Below are 13,622 nucleotides of genomic sequence, written 5' to 3'. Positions count from 1 at the left end.
ATTGGGTCACAATGTGAAGGGGGTTATAGAATAAAAATGCTCAGTCGTGTAAAATTTTACTTAATTTTACTTAAAAGGGGTTTTGTATATGAGTTATCAAGTAGAAGACGATGATGTTTTGGGATTATGTAATATATATGCTCAGCAAACACATCATTTTGAAGCTTTCATTTTAGGGAATAAAAAAGGACTGATAGAATTGAGAAATGCAATTGATAGAGCTTTAGAAACAGGTAGTTCTGTTGCACATTTATTCCCATCTGATTATGAAGGCTATGAAACTTATATTGCTTTAGTAAACGATGAGCAAAGGTTCGAGAAATTAAACACTCCTTATGTAGAGGAATACATGCAAGAAGACGATGCCATTGATCCAATTGACATCATAAAAGAATATGATGCTGAAAAAGGGAATTCCTCTTCATAATATGCTTCCTTTTGTCAGTATAAGCCTTCCCGATAAGGAGATGCGAGAATTGCCAACAGTCTTCAGTTATGGAATCGCCTGCTTCATCGCTTTTCTATTAATCACTTTCGTTCTTACCCATAAAAAACTAGAAAAGAAACTTGATCTGACGATTTTGATCATAGTAGCCATCATATTATTGATGGTGAACGTCTTGTGGATATGGGTCACCATCTTCTTCCTTACTTGCTTGTATGTCGGAATCAAATATAGACTTCAATCAAAAAAAGACTAAAGAAAACCCCCGGTTCCCGGGGGTTTTCTTTAGTTCTTGATGAACTTTTCAACCAATGAGCTTGTTTTGTAGTCGTTCAAATCAAGTTTCCATTGGTCGATATCGTTTTTCTTCATGTTCACTTCTACTGTTTCTTCAGAAGATGATGGTCCTAATTTTTTAAATTCATCTGGATAGATAGAAAGTAGATATTTCTGTGCATCATCATAAGATGCTGTACGGTTTTTGCTGTAGAATTCAGTTGCTTTTTCTTTTAAACGATCGACAAGCGGGCTTGCATCAATTGGTGTAAGTGTCACAGTCACGACAGCTTTATCACCGCTGATTGATTTTGTTTTCGTTGATACTTTTGATTTTTCAGCTAATGTTTCTTTCACAGCTTTTAGAAGCTTATCAAGGTTTTCGTCTTTTGCTGAGCTAGATGAAATACCAGAAGAAGAAATGTAGCCTTGTTTGAATGATTTATCAAATTCGTTGACGACAGTTGATTTGTTATCACCTGTTAGTTTTTCGAAATCGTCATTTTTCTTACCAAAAATCATGACATCAATATAAGAAGAAAGGGCTTTTGCAGACGCTTGAAGTGTATCTGCCTTTTTCATCAAGTCTTTTCCTTTAATATCGAATTCTAGTGTTTTGTCATCTTTTTTCGATCCAGAACCAGGCTCTGTGTAGACAAGTTGATAGTCTTTTTCTTTATCAACCACAAAGAAAAGACCGCCTTTTGATACTTTACCCGCATTTAGAGAGCTTGAAGATAATACTTCGTTGTAGTCATCAGGAGAGATGGTAGACACCTGAGCGTCATCTTGGTAAAGCGTAAAGTTGCTTTTATCCACATTCAATGGTTCTTTGCTGATGTTTTTTACAGATACATTCACTTTTAGGACATATTGATCATCCTGAACAGATGTATCGTATTGAGGTGGTAAAGTGTACTCAGCACTTTCTACTTTTACTTCAGCTGCATCAAGAGATTTTTTTGTATCGCTTTCTTTCGCAGCAGTTTTGTCTTTTCCACCACTACAAGCAGCAGCGACAACAGTTACACACAAAATCAGAAGAAACAGGGATAATTTCTTTTTAAACATGAGATGTTTTCCTCCTCGGGTTTTATGGTGAATTTCATTGGAAATCTTTAGTTCATATCATTCTTTTTGCACAAAAAGAAAAATACTGTATGTTTTTTACTGTAGAATGAAGCGAAAGTACTGTCAATACCTCAGTGCGTTCGAAAGGTTCATCCACTTCAAGTAGTAAAAATGACACTAAGTTGAGAGGAGAAATGTGTATTTTATTGTTTGAAATCTCCTGTAAAAACTCAACATTTTATATTTTAAGGTTTTGAGTCGGATTATTGAATAGGTTCAAATGACTGTTTTTGAAGAAGATGTAGCAAATAGAAGGATTTTTATGACTTGTAAATGAGTCGTTAGTAATGAATATTTTTTCCTGTGATGTGTATGATCACTAGGTTTGTGTGTTGTTGACATAGAGACACTTGTCCAGCGAAATGTTGAGGTATTTAGACAGGCTCTCGACACGGAATGTGTCTTTTCCCTTCAAAATGGCAGTCATCTACACAGAAACCCTACATAAAATAAAAGAGAAATGAATGGGAGGTGGATGTATGGCAGTGGTAAGAGCGACAAGCTCTGATATTGATTTAATGGCCAGACTGCTGAGAGCCGAAGCGGAAGGTGAAGGGAAACAAGGGATGCTGCTTGTAGGAAATGTAGGCATCAATCGTTTGCGTGCCAACTGTTCTGACTTTAAAGGGCTGCGTACGATTCCACAAATGATTTATCAGGAGCATGCGTTTGAGGCAGTCACACATGGCTATTTTTATCAGCGAGCACGAGAAAGTGAAAAGACACTTGCACGGAGGAACATTAATGGTGAACGATTTTGGCCTGCGAAATTCAGTCTTTGGTATTTCAAACCGCCTGGAAATTGTCCATCCACTTGGTACAATCAGCCGTTTGTGGCAAGATATAAGTCACATTGCTTTTACCAGCCCACAGCTGAAACATGTGAGAATGTTTATAACACCTTTTAGCTTGATGAACAGCACAATCCTTTGTATTCAAGAGGATTGTGTTTTTCTTTTTTTCAAAATGGGTAACCATTGTGTATCAACAAGATGAAGCACGTGATTGGAGGAAATGAAGATGTATCAAGATTTAAAAGGGAAAACAGCCATTGTGACAGGTTCTTCTAAAGGAATTGGACAAGCCATCGCCTTGAGATTTGGACAAGAACAAATGAACGTGGTTGTGAATTATAAAGGCGATGAAGAGGGTGCTGAAGAAACAGTACAAGCCATTCAGCAGCATGGAGGTAGGGCGGTGAAAGTACACGCTGATGTCTCCAAAGAGGAAGGAATTCAGGCGTTAATGGATGCCGCGCTGGAGAATTTTAACGCACTAGACGTGTTCGTCAATAATTCGGGATTTAATGGTGAAGAAGCAATGCCGCATGAAATGACGCTGGAACAATGGCAAAAGGTCATTGATGTGAATATCACAGGCTCATTTTTAGGAGCAAAGGCAGCGATTGCCTATATGATGGAACATGATGTGAAAGGATCAATCTTGAATATATCCAGTGTCCATCAAGAGATCCCGCGTCCGTTTAATGTTCATTACTCTACTTCTAAAGGAGGAATGAATATGATGACGAAGACGCTGGCTCTTGATTATGCCGTAGCGGGTATTCGGGTCAATGCGATTGCACCAGGTACAATGGCAACGGAATCAAATGACGACCTTCAAGACGAACAGAAAAAACAAAAGCAGCTTGAGAAAATTCCAATGAGAACGTTTGGCGATCCGAAAGAGATTGGGTCTGCCGCTGCATTTCTCGTATCGAAAGAAGCTGCCTATATTACAGGTACTACATTATTTGTTGATGGAGGAATGACACTTTATCCATCTCAATTAAATGATGAATAATAGAAAAACATCCGCCCCATTAGCCGGCGGATGTTTTTTCTTTGTAGCGGTGTGCTGACTTTGCTGGTTTGCCGAGCAGCATAGGATACTTGCTCAAGAAAGAGATACATGGCACCATGAGCAGCAATGTACCGATCGTATAAAAGAGCGTCCAAGAAAGCTGCGCTGTATCAGAGATATTGATGCCTAGTCCGTAATAAACAAATGCCTTCATGATATCGATACCGGCAAATTGCAGGACGAGAATCACAATGGAATGACGTCCGAGATACGTCAATATCGTGGACGTTTTCAATTTGAAGCTTAAATAAATGACAGCAGCTGAACCGAGCAGTGCACAAGCATAAAAAATGAATAGATCTCCATAGTCATTGACCCGCATATCAATTCGTGAATTAAAGCTTTGCATATATGCAGTCAGTACAAGCAGACCTGTACATAACAGAAGGGTGGGATCTGTTTTTAATTCCACAAACCATTGTTTTGCTAAAAATCCGATTGAATAAAACACAACAGCTGTTAACGCAACGTTGGCATTCCAAGGGAGACTCTGGTTTAACAATAGCGTGGAAGCATATCCGGCTCCGCCGCAAAGGACGGTCAGTAACATCAATACAGCTGGTTTTCCTTTTGTCAGACGATGCATCAAGAAAAACAACATTTCCACTAAAAAGAGCGTCGTTAAAAACCAGATGGCTGGGTTATGCGTCAGTCTTGCTTCATCGGCATTTGAAATGAAAATTCCCGTAAATGGAACGAAGGGATCAATATCTGTTTGCCCCTTAAAGGCGAAAAATCGGGTCACCGTGAACCAGAAAACGTACGTAATAATGGAGAAATAGAGATAAGGTAAGAGCAAGCTTTTCGCTTTTTTCTGTATAAATGATATAGCAGGTTGTGAGGATGATCGAAACATCATACCTGATAGTAAAAAGAAGAGTGGCATATGAAAAGAGTATATAAATTGCTTGAATGAATCAGGAATGGGTACATGCGCCATAACGACGAGCAGAATGCCGATTCCTTTAGCCGCATCCACCCAGTCGAGTCGCTTATTCATGGCCAGTCATCTCCTTCCTTCTCAGCATTGTAAACCGTTACTTCATATGTACCTCTACTATATAAAAGGTACACCTACAATGCGTTTACAGTTCGCTAACGATTAGAAGACACATTTGCGATCAGATGACAGAAGGAAGCTTTTTGACATCTCGATGTTACATTTCCCATTTTTTATGACAATGTAAAAAAGAAGCCAACGAAAGATTGGCTTCAAAATAGTTCTGCGATTCGTTCAAAGGAACGCTGCTTTTCCATTGGATCAAATGAATTGTTTAATATCATGATCTCGCCTGTTTGATAGCGGTCCATTAAGATTTGCAGCTGTTCTTTCACTGTTTGCTTTGAGCCAACAATCATTCGCTGGCGGTTTTGTAACACTTTTTTCTTTTCTTGCTCAGTGTAATGATAGTTCTCTGCTTCTTCTATAGAAGGAACGCGACTGTCCAGCCCTTTTTCAACCCGAAGCAGCCATAAATCTGTACTGGTGGCAATGCGGCTTGCTTCCTCGTCTGTGTCTGCACAGATCACAAAGACAGCAAACATAGACTGAGGCTGACGTGAGAAAACGGATGGAGAAAAGTGTGACCGATACGCTTCAAAAGCTTGCCGGCCTCGTGCAGGATGAATAAAATGTCCGAAAATATAGTTGATTCCAAGTGATGCCGCCTGGATGGCACTGTTTTCCCCGAGTCCAAGCAGCCAGACTGGCGGATAAGAATCAACGAGCGGAGCCGCTTTCACTCCTGCATGCCGATGACCAGAAGGCAGGCTGTCAGATAAGTAAAAAAGAAGGTCCTCCAACTGGCGGTCAAATTGAGACAGTTCTTTCTTCACGCCGTCTGTCAAAGCGAGTCTCGTCCGTTCAATTCCGCCTGGGGATTTACCAACCCCGATCTCAATCCGCCCAGGGTAAAGGGCTTCAAGCTGGCGGGTGACTTCTGCTACTTTAAAAGGGCTGTACTGCGGGAGTAAAATCCCCCCAGAGCCTGTGCGCAATGTCGATGTGTGTGAAGCAATATGTGCCATTAATATTTCAGGCGCTGTACTCGCGAGTCCTCTCGTGCTGTGGTGTTCAGCAAACCAATACCGCTCATACCCCAGTGTTTCCGCAAGCTTGGCCAGCTCTGTCGTATGAACCAATGTTTCTTGTGCGGACTGGCCTTTAGGGATGGCGACTTGATCTAATATATGAAGTGATGGCATCATCAACACCCTTTCATCAATACGTTGAATTCTATTCATAAGTATAAAGAAAGTCATGAACGGAAGGAAATGAAAGGGTTTATCACAGCTATGTATGTGAATTTTCTATATCAACATATGAAGTGGAGGCGAGCTCTGTTTTTAAGCGAGAGGCTGTATAACGGGAACATTCGACAATGTTTCACATGAAACACTTCTTTTACGACATGAATCATTTTTGTCATGGATCTTTCTTTAAAAAAATATCATCATATTGAAACCTCTTTTATACATAGATCGTATATACTAGTAAATAGAAAAAAGAGTAAGAGGCTCCAATGTCATTTCATGAATTTTGTCGAATTTTCATGTATGATGATTTTAATAGGGTCCATCGCTTAATAAATAGATTTTTATTATGCTGGAGGAGTGATTGATTTGGCGATTACATTAGAAAAAGGTCAACGTATTGATTTAACAAAAGGAAAAGCAGGACTAACCAATATTCTAGTTGGACTTGGCTGGGACCCTGTGTCACAAGGCGGCGGTTTTCTTGGAAAGCTGTTTGGCGGAGGCGGCGGTGCTGATATTGATTGTGACGCTTCAGTGCTGATGCTGAAAAATGATAAGTTTGTTGAAAATAAAGATTTGATTTACTTTGGTAACTTGAAAAGCAAATGCGGCAGTGTTGAGCATACAGGTGACAACCTGACAGGTGAAGGAGACGGAGATGATGAACAAGTCCTCGTCAACTTAAGCAAGGTGCCAGGCAATGTGAATAAATTGGTGTTCGTTGTGAACATTTATGATGCACTTAGAAGAAACCAACACTTTGGTATGATTCAAAATGCTTACATCCGAATTGTTGACCGTTCAAACAATCAAGAATTAGTGAAATATAATTTGAAAGATGAATATGCAGGTAAAACATCATTAATCGTTGGAGAGCTTTATCGCCACGAGAATGAGTGGAAGTTTGTAGCTGTAGGAAATGGTACAAACGATGCGAAGCTTGCCGATATTACGAGAAACTACATTTAATTAGAAGGGAGAGGTTCCTAGTGGGAATTTCTTTAGCGAAAGGTCAAAAAATTGATTTAACAAAAACGAATCCAGGTTTAACAAAAGTAGTCGTAGGTCTTGGCTGGGATGTAAACAAGTATGATGGCGGACATGACTTTGATCTAGACGCAAGCGTATTCCTTTTAGATGCAGCAGGGAAAGCAAACTCTCCATCTGACTTTGTCTTCTACAATCAAACAACTGGCGGTGGCGGAAGTATTGTACATACAGGCGATAACCGTACAGGTGAAGGAGACGGAGATGACGAGCAGGTCAATGTTGATCTTTCAACTGTACCAGCAAGTATTGAGAAAATCTCCTTCGTCATTACAATCCATGATGCAGAAGCACGCAGCCAAAACTTTGGACAGGTGTCTAACGCTTACGTCCGTATTTTAAATGCGGCATCAAATGAAGAGCTCATTCGCTATGATTTGGCAGAAGACTTTTCAATTGAAACAGCGATTATTGTAGGTGAATTATACCGTCATGGCGGAGAGTGGAAATTCTCAGCTGTTGGATCAGGATATCAAGGCGGACTTGCCCGCATTGCAACAGACTTCGGCTTAGATATCGGGTAACGCCCGTTTTCATATTTTCAGAAGATAGGAGAGATACGAATATGGCGATTCAGCTTTCAAAAGGACAACGTGTCGATTTAACGAAAACCAATCCAGGGCTGACAAAAGTGATGATCGGACTTGGCTGGGATACGAATAAATATTCAGGCGGAGCCGAATTTGATTTGGACGCTTCGGCTTTCTTAGTAGATGCAAACAATCGTTGTCAACAAGATACAGACTTTGTGTTCTATAATAATCTGCAGCATCCAAGCGGCAGTGTTACTCATACCGGTGATAACCGTACGGGTGAAGGAGATGGAGATGACGAGCAAATTCTCGTTGATTTCTCGAAAATTCCTGCTAACATTGATCGTATCGGAATTACAGTGACGATTCATGATGCAGAGGCACGCAGCCAGAATTTTGGACAAGTCTCTAATGCATTTGTTCGTGTTGTAAATGAAGAGGGCGGGGAAGAATTGATTCGTTTTGATTTAGGGGAGGACTTCTCAATTGAAACAGCTGTCGTCGTATGCGAACTATACAGACACGGCAGCGATTGGAAGTTTAACGCAATCGGAAGCGGATTCTCTGGCGGACTTGCTGCTCTTTGTCAAAATTATGGGTTAGAAGTGTAAAGAGAAGAAACAACTTCATTCAAGAGGCGCTGCCAATGACTCATATGAGGGTATTTTCCAAAGTGAGAAAGAAACAGCGATCAAGAATAACAGCAGGCGAAAGCCTGCTGATGCTTCTACACTTATAGGAGGAAAACCAGTTGGACATTTTGAAACATATGTTGGACACGTATGCCTCGTTTTTTGATTGGCATATGTGGGCAGAGGTATTAACAGACCCTGTCTCTTGGGGGCTTATTGGGACCCTTGTCGTGCTTGAAGGTTTGTTGTCAGCGGATAACGCACTTGTATTAGCTGTTATGGTGAAACATTTACCTGAAAAGCAGCGTAAAAAGGCATTAACCTACGGATTAATTGGCGCTTATTTCTTCCGTTTTCTATTTATTGGCGTAGGGATGCTGCTTATTAAGTTTTGGTGGATTAAGGTACTAGGCGCTGCATACTTAGCTTGGCTGGTCATTAAGCACTTCTGGTTAGGTGACGGAGATGACGAAGCGAAGGAATTGAAAAAAGAAGGCTGGATGATTCGTGTATTTGGCGTCTTCTGGGCAACTGTTATTTCTGTAGAAATTATGGACCTTGCCTTCTCGGTAGACAGTATTCTTGCTGCATTCGCTGTATCTGAGGAAGTATGGATTCTTCTTTTAGGTGGAATGCTTGGAATTCTCATGATGCGTACAGTGGCACAATTATTCCTTGTGCTCATCGACCGTATACCAGAGCTTGAGAATACGGCATTTATTCTCATTGGAATTATTGCCATCAAAATGGGCTTAAGTGCTGCTCATATTGAAATCCCGCATCTCGCATTCTTTGCGATTATTATCCTAGCGTTTATCGGAACGTTTATTGTTCATAAAATCAATAAGAAGAAGCATCAAGGTGTAACAAACGAAGCTGCGGCTTCAAAAGAAGAATAGGACGATCAAAAAGGAATGGAGTTGACTAGCGGCTCCATCCTTTTTTGAATCATCAAGTCATTACAACAGGAGGTGGCACTGCATGCGATATTTTCGTTTTTTATCAGAGACGAGGCAGCACGATATTTTTTTGAAGCGGCCGGCGGCAGTTCATTCATCGACGCCAAGGCATGTACTTGCGCATGCATTAGGTGCTACTTTGTATATGCCTGCGACAAGACAGGATGTAGCAGACATGCTGCTTTCGCAGAAATATGAAGCGCTTTGCTCTGTTGTGTTTTGCTTGGAGGATGCCATTGGTGATCAGGAAGTGGACATGGCTGAACAGAATATAGTGGCACAATTGACCTGCCTTTCTGAGACAATTCATCACTCTCCAGAAATAGCTGAGCATTTGCCGCTTTTATTTATTCGAGTTCGTTCGCCCAAACAACTGCTCAAAATGGCAGATTTGCTCGGTCCCTCTCTTCATTTACTGACTGGTTTTGTGTTTCCAAAGTGCTCCGTTCACAATGCAAAGGAATATGTGGACAGTTTGAAACAGGCTTCAGCACAAACTCAGAAAACACTATACGGAATGCCCATTTTAGAAACACCAGATTTATTAGAAAAAGAAACGAGATATCAGGTGTTGTCTGAATTAAAGCAGATCATGCTGAATGATGAGGAATATATTTTGAATATTCGCATTGGGGCAACGGATCTGTGTGGATTATACGGCATTCGCCGTGATCGCGAGACCACCATTTATGAGATCAGAGTCATTGCTGAGTTGATCACAGATATCATCAATTATTTTGGTCGTTCATTTGTGATATCAGGTGCTGTATGGGAGCATTTTGGACCGGCACGAAAAGAACTAAATCCATTCATCCGTGCAATTTCTAAGAGCGGTGAATCTTCCTCATTTGAACTCGATCATATGCAAGGTCTGCTCAAAGAGACAAAGCTGGATGTGGTAAACGGTATTCATGGCAAGACAGTCATCCATCCAACACATCTCAAGCCAGTTCAAAGCATGTACGTTGTCACAAAGGAAGAGTACATGGATGCATTAAGTATTTTAGAGCATGCAGATGGTACAGTCGGCGTGATGAAGAGTACCTTCTCCAATAAAATGAACGAAACGAAGCCGCACTATCGCTGGGCGGAAAACATTTTAATGAAGTCAGACATTTACGGGGTGTTTCATGAAAATAGAAGCTATATCGACATACTCACAGAATCAGAAGCCGCATACGCTGAACATCTTGGAACATATGGAGGTGGAGCTTAACCTCAAAAAGGGTACGCTTCAGCTTGAAAAAGAACATCTTTTTGACATGGCGGCACGGGTGAACAAAAAGAGAGCCTTTTTATTTGTTAGTAAGGTGCTCGGGAAACATATGCCTGTTCACCCGTTGAAACCACTCCTCGTCTCAGGTCTTTTGGCAATGGCTTATGCAAAAGAACAAACAGGCAAGACGCCCCCGCATCAAGACGATGTAGTAGAAGCACTAAAAACGAATGATCATGTTAAGTTAACTGAAGCCTATGCTGCGCTCAAAAAAGAGAAGCTTTCGGCGGTAAACGAGCCGATTGTGATCGGCTTTGCTGAAACGGCAACAGCGCTTGGTCATGGTGTGTATGACGTCATAGAAGGAGCATCTTACATTCATACGACACGTGAACAGCTGTTGGATCTTGATCCTTCACTCGTATTTGAAGAGGAACATTCTCATGCGACAGATCAGCTTTGCTACGCAGATGACGCCTTACTTCGGACGGATCGCCCGATTGTGCTAGTAGATGATGAGGTCACGACAGGCCGGACAAATATGAATATCATTCGGGATCTGCACGCAAAGCACCCTAGATCCTCTTATACGATTCTATCCATTTTAGATTGGAGAACAGAGGAGCACGAGGAAGCGATGCTTCAGCTTCAAGAGGAGCTAGGGGTAAATATCACATCATTATCTTTATTAAAAGGGCAGATGATGTTTCGGGGGACAACGCTGGATGAGCCTGCTTATTCGTATGAAATTGCTGCGCAAGAGAAAAGACCTGAACTCTCTTTTCATTCTCTTCAATCCTTCTTTAAGCAAGTGCCATATTCACTTTCCCATGCAGTCAATCCGGCGGGGCATTCGCCGTATATCCATGAAACAGGTCGTTTCGGTTTAAGCGCAGTGGACACGGACGCCATTGATCAAGCAACTGCTGAGGCTGGGCTGAAGCTTCAGCGAGAACGAAAAGGAAAACAGACACTCTGCTTAGGAACAGGAGAATTGATGTATGTGCCGATGAGACTTGCAGCTCATATGGGCGAAGGTGTCCTTTTTCATTCGACGACAAGAAGTCCGATTCATCCGGTTGAAAAGGAAGGGTACGCCGTTCAAAACGGATTCGCATTTTTGAGTCCAGAGGATGCCCGCATTCAGCACTACGTGTACAATATCCCTAAAGATCAGTACGATGATGTCTTTTTGTTTTTTGAGAAAAAGGTGTCTCAAGAAGCTTTGATGCCGCTGATCCACTTATTTGCCGAGCGGCATGTGAAGCATGTGCATATTGTGACTTTATCAGATGAGGTGAAGGTGAATGGCTAACGTGTATACAAAGATGGGAAGCTATCCAGAGCAGGACGTAACCTTCTTACTCAAGGATTTATCATCGATTGAGATGGAGAAAAGTACAGAAGAGCGGGAGCGCTCTATTCAAAGCGGTGCCCATTACTCAGAAATGCTGCCAATTGAATATAAGCCGACGGCATCTTATATGGACTTATTCTATCAATCTCTTGAAGAAAGTAAGCAAAAGGTAGCGGAAGCCGTAGCGATTGTCGCAGAACAAATTGTGAAAAAGCGAGGATTTCAAACCGTTCTGTGCAGCTTGGCACGGGCTGGGACACCAATCGGGGTGCTTATTAAACGGTATATCAGAAAGACGTATGGTCTCGATTTGCCGCATTATAGCATCTCTATTATTCGTGACCGTGGAATAGATGAAAATGCGCTGCATTATATCCTCAAAGAACATCCAGGTTTTGAGATTGCCTTTATTGACGGCTGGACCGGAAAGGGTGCTATTTCCAAAGAGCTTCAAAAAGCGGTGCTCGATTTTGAACAGAAATATGGAATTCGTCTTTCGAGTGAGCTAGCTGTGCTGGCTGATCCTGGTTATTGTACGAGTGTTTACGGAACGAGAGAGGATTTCCTCATTCCAAGTGCCTGCTTGAATTCAACGGTCTCTGGTCTAGTTAGTCGAACGGTGCTAAACAACCGCTGGATCCATGCCGATGATTTCCATGGGGCTAAGTATTATGAAGAGCTCATTGATGAGGATGTCTCTAATTTGTATGTCAATACAATTGAAGAAGCGTTTTCTGAACTTGATGCAAATGTACAAGAGAAAGCAGAGACCCTGCTCGCACAAGGAACGCCTCCTGACTGGCGGGGGATGACCTCCATTGAAGCAATTGGTCAGGATTTCAAAATAGACAATACACATTTGATTAAGCCGGGCGTCGGTGAGACGACCCGTGTGCTTCTCAGAAGAGTCCCTTGGAAAATCCTCATTCAGCCTGGATCTCGGGAGAAGCTCAAGCACATTTTACTACTCGCAGAGGACAGAGGCGTGCCCGTCATTGAATATGCCAACATGTCCTACACATGCTGCGGGCTCATCCGCCCGTTGGAGCAATCGTCATGAAGAATATCGCATTTGCCAGTGATTTAGACCGGACACTGATATACTCACATCGAATGCTGGAGCAGTATGCATACAAGGGAGCATACGAATTAATTGAGGTGCTGGACGACCGGCCGCTTTCCTATATGTCGATTGAAACGAAAGTCTCCTTGCAGGCAATTCATCAAGCAGGCTGGTTTATCCCAGTGACGACAAGAACGACAGCACAATTTGAACGAATCACTCTCTTTCAGCAAGAGATCAAACCAGAGTATGCCGTCACGACAAACGGCGGCTGTATCCTTCATCACGGTAAGCCGCTTGAGGATTGGCAGGCGATTGTAGATGAGAGACTGCAAGAGTGTATGCCGGTGAGAGATATGCTGAGGGCGATCTCTGAACTTCCGGTTGCCGCTTGGGTGAAACGTACTCGAACAGCTGAGGGAAGATTTCTTTATTTGATTATGAAAGACGAGTTTCTTTCTCATATTCCGCTTGCTGAATTAAGGCTGTGGGGTGAGGAGAGAGGCTGGCAGGTTTCCCTTCAGGGCCGGAAGCTATATTTTATTCCAAAGCCGCTCAATAAGTGGGCTGCTGTTGCTTTTCTAAAAGAAAGGCTACACCTTGAATATGTATATGGTGCGGGCGATTCCTTGTTAGATGCTGATCTCATACGTCAAGCGGATAAGGGCTTCGCTCCGAGTCATGGGGAAGTCTTAGATGTTGATCTATCGCTTGAACCGACGACAGCCTCTGGCATGGCGGCGGCAGACGAAATCGCCGCTTCTGTCGCAAAGAAGATGAACACAGCAAAAAAGCCTTCGATTCGATAGCAGAAGTAGAAGGCTGAATGATATGATAGTAGTAG

15 protein-coding genes are annotated in these 13,622 nt (G+C 42.1%); 12 read left to right on the top strand and 3 right to left on the bottom strand.

What is annotated here, in order from left to right:
• Positions 1-88 precede the first annotated feature (88 nt).
• Positions 89-427 carry a hypothetical protein gene (locus tag ES896_RS14060; RefSeq protein ID WP_135226911.1) on the top strand — a complete coding sequence of 113 codons (339 nt, stop codon included), beginning with the start codon at positions 89-91 and terminating at the stop codon, positions 425-427.
• A gap of 49 nt (positions 428-476) precedes the next feature.
• A complete protein-coding gene (locus ES896_RS14055; protein ID WP_135226910.1) occupies positions 477-701 on the top strand; it encodes a hypothetical protein in 225 nt (74 codons plus the stop codon).
• 29 nt (positions 702-730) lie between these two features.
• Here the strand turns inward: ES896_RS14055 and ES896_RS14050 are convergent, their stop codons facing one another.
• Positions 731-1,792, bottom strand: coding sequence for a DUF4352 domain-containing protein (locus ES896_RS14050; RefSeq protein ID WP_007498351.1), 1,062 nt, complete (start codon positions 1,790-1,792; stop codon positions 731-733).
• 539 nt (positions 1,793-2,331) lie between these two features.
• On the opposite strand from ES896_RS14050, the gene ES896_RS14045 reads away from it, so the two are divergent.
• Both ES896_RS14045 and ES896_RS14040 read left to right on the top strand, forming a co-directional pair.
• A complete protein-coding gene (locus ES896_RS14045; RefSeq protein ID WP_008342138.1) occupies positions 2,332-2,760 on the top strand; it encodes a cell wall hydrolase in 429 nt (142 codons plus the stop codon).
• A gap of 112 nt (positions 2,761-2,872) precedes the next feature.
• Entirely contained in the window at positions 2,873-3,655 is a 783-nt protein-coding gene (locus ES896_RS14040; protein ID WP_017358597.1) for a glucose 1-dehydrogenase, read from the top strand.
• A gap of 19 nt (positions 3,656-3,674) precedes the next feature.
• On the opposite strand, the gene ES896_RS14035 is transcribed toward ES896_RS14040, so the two are convergent.
• Positions 3,675-4,715 (bottom strand): acyltransferase family protein, encoded by a 1,041-nt coding sequence (locus ES896_RS14035; protein WP_035703090.1) that lies wholly within the window; start codon positions 4,713-4,715, stop codon positions 3,675-3,677.
• Between the two features lie 212 nt (positions 4,716-4,927).
• A complete protein-coding gene (locus ES896_RS14030) occupies positions 4,928-5,920 on the bottom strand; it encodes an LLM class flavin-dependent oxidoreductase (protein ID WP_039963220.1) in 993 nt (330 codons plus the stop codon).
• A 417-nt stretch (positions 5,921-6,337) separates the two neighbouring features.
• Here ES896_RS14030 and ES896_RS14025 point away from each other — a divergent pair, with 417 nt between their 5' ends.
• The 8 genes from ES896_RS14025 to ES896_RS13990 all read left to right on the top strand — a co-directional run bounded on the left by ES896_RS14025 (position 6,338) and on the right by ES896_RS13990 (position 13,587).
• Entirely contained in the window at positions 6,338-6,940 is a 603-nt protein-coding gene (locus tag ES896_RS14025; protein ID WP_008342134.1) for a TerD family protein, read from the top strand.
• A 20-nt stretch (positions 6,941-6,960) separates the two neighbouring features.
• The gene (locus ES896_RS14020; RefSeq protein ID WP_008342133.1) at positions 6,961-7,542 is read left to right on the top strand and encodes a TerD family protein; all 582 of its coding nucleotides are present in this window, start codon (positions 6,961-6,963) and stop codon (positions 7,540-7,542) included.
• 41 nt (positions 7,543-7,583) lie between these two features.
• Positions 7,584-8,162: a TerD family protein gene (locus ES896_RS14015; RefSeq protein WP_007498343.1), complete on the top strand. Its 579-nt coding sequence runs from the start codon at positions 7,584-7,586 to the stop codon at positions 8,160-8,162.
• Positions 8,163-8,302: 140 nt separating this feature from the next.
• Positions 8,303-9,082: a TerC family protein gene (locus ES896_RS14010; RefSeq protein WP_008342130.1), complete on the top strand. Its 780-nt coding sequence runs from the start codon at positions 8,303-8,305 to the stop codon at positions 9,080-9,082.
• 82 nt (positions 9,083-9,164) lie between these two features.
• Positions 9,165-10,358, top strand: a complete 1,194-nt coding sequence (locus ES896_RS14005) for an HpcH/HpaI aldolase/citrate lyase family protein (protein WP_135226909.1) — start codon at positions 9,165-9,167, stop codon at positions 10,356-10,358.
• The gene (locus ES896_RS14000) at positions 10,342-11,673 is read left to right on the top strand and encodes a phosphoribosyltransferase family protein (RefSeq protein WP_135226946.1); all 1,332 of its coding nucleotides are present in this window, start codon (positions 10,342-10,344) and stop codon (positions 11,671-11,673) included. The genes ES896_RS14005 and ES896_RS14000 overlap by 17 nt, the downstream gene beginning before the upstream one ends.
• On the top strand, positions 11,666-12,775 hold the full coding sequence (locus ES896_RS13995) for a cysteine protease StiP family protein (protein WP_135226908.1): 1,110 nt from the start codon (positions 11,666-11,668) through the stop codon (positions 12,773-12,775). The genes ES896_RS14000 and ES896_RS13995 overlap by 8 nt, the downstream gene beginning before the upstream one ends.
• Positions 12,772-13,587: an HAD family hydrolase gene (locus ES896_RS13990; RefSeq protein WP_135226907.1), complete on the top strand. Its 816-nt coding sequence runs from the start codon at positions 12,772-12,774 to the stop codon at positions 13,585-13,587. Before ES896_RS13995 ends, ES896_RS13990 begins: the two co-directional genes overlap by 4 nt.
• Positions 13,588-13,622 lie beyond the last annotated feature (35 nt).

It is taken from the genome of Bacillus sp. 005/A4HT-01/001, from assembly GCF_004634445.1.
Classification (GTDB): Bacteria; Bacillota; Bacilli; order Bacillales; family Bacillaceae; genus Bacillus; species Bacillus altitudinis.
The sequence above is the reverse complement of the archived record's forward strand: the minus strand, read 5'-3'. Positions and strand labels throughout refer to the sequence as shown.

What these genes read in the sequence shown, in the direction of transcription:
- ES896_RS14045 (WP_008342138.1), top strand. Translation starts at nt 2,332, where the DNA reads ATGGCAGTGGTAAGAGCGACAAGCTCTGATATTGATTTAATGGCCAGA.
- ES896_RS13995 (WP_135226908.1), top strand. Translation starts at nt 11,666, where the DNA reads ATGGCTAACGTGTATACAAAGATGGGAAGCTATCCAGAGCAGGACGTA.
- ES896_RS14005 (WP_135226909.1), top strand. Translation starts at nt 9,165, where the DNA reads ATGCGATATTTTCGTTTTTTATCAGAGACGAGGCAGCACGATATTTTT.
- ES896_RS14035 (WP_035703090.1), bottom strand. Translation starts at nt 4,715, where the DNA reads ATGAATAAGCGACTCGACTGGGTGGATGCGGCTAAAGGAATCGGCATT.
- ES896_RS14040 (WP_017358597.1), top strand. Translation starts at nt 2,873, where the DNA reads ATGTATCAAGATTTAAAAGGGAAAACAGCCATTGTGACAGGTTCTTCT.
- ES896_RS14030 (WP_039963220.1), bottom strand. Translation starts at nt 5,920, where the DNA reads ATGCCATCACTTCATATATTAGATCAAGTCGCCATCCCTAAAGGCCAG.
- ES896_RS14050 (WP_007498351.1), bottom strand. Translation starts at nt 1,792, where the DNA reads ATGTTTAAAAAGAAATTATCCCTGTTTCTTCTGATTTTGTGTGTAACT.
- ES896_RS14000 (WP_135226946.1), top strand. Translation starts at nt 10,342, where the DNA reads ATGGAGGTGGAGCTTAACCTCAAAAAGGGTACGCTTCAGCTTGAAAAA.
- ES896_RS13990 (WP_135226907.1), top strand. Translation starts at nt 12,772, where the DNA reads ATGAAGAATATCGCATTTGCCAGTGATTTAGACCGGACACTGATATAC.
- ES896_RS14015 (WP_007498343.1), top strand. Translation starts at nt 7,584, where the DNA reads ATGGCGATTCAGCTTTCAAAAGGACAACGTGTCGATTTAACGAAAACC.
- ES896_RS14060 (WP_135226911.1), top strand. Translation starts at nt 89, where the DNA reads ATGAGTTATCAAGTAGAAGACGATGATGTTTTGGGATTATGTAATATA.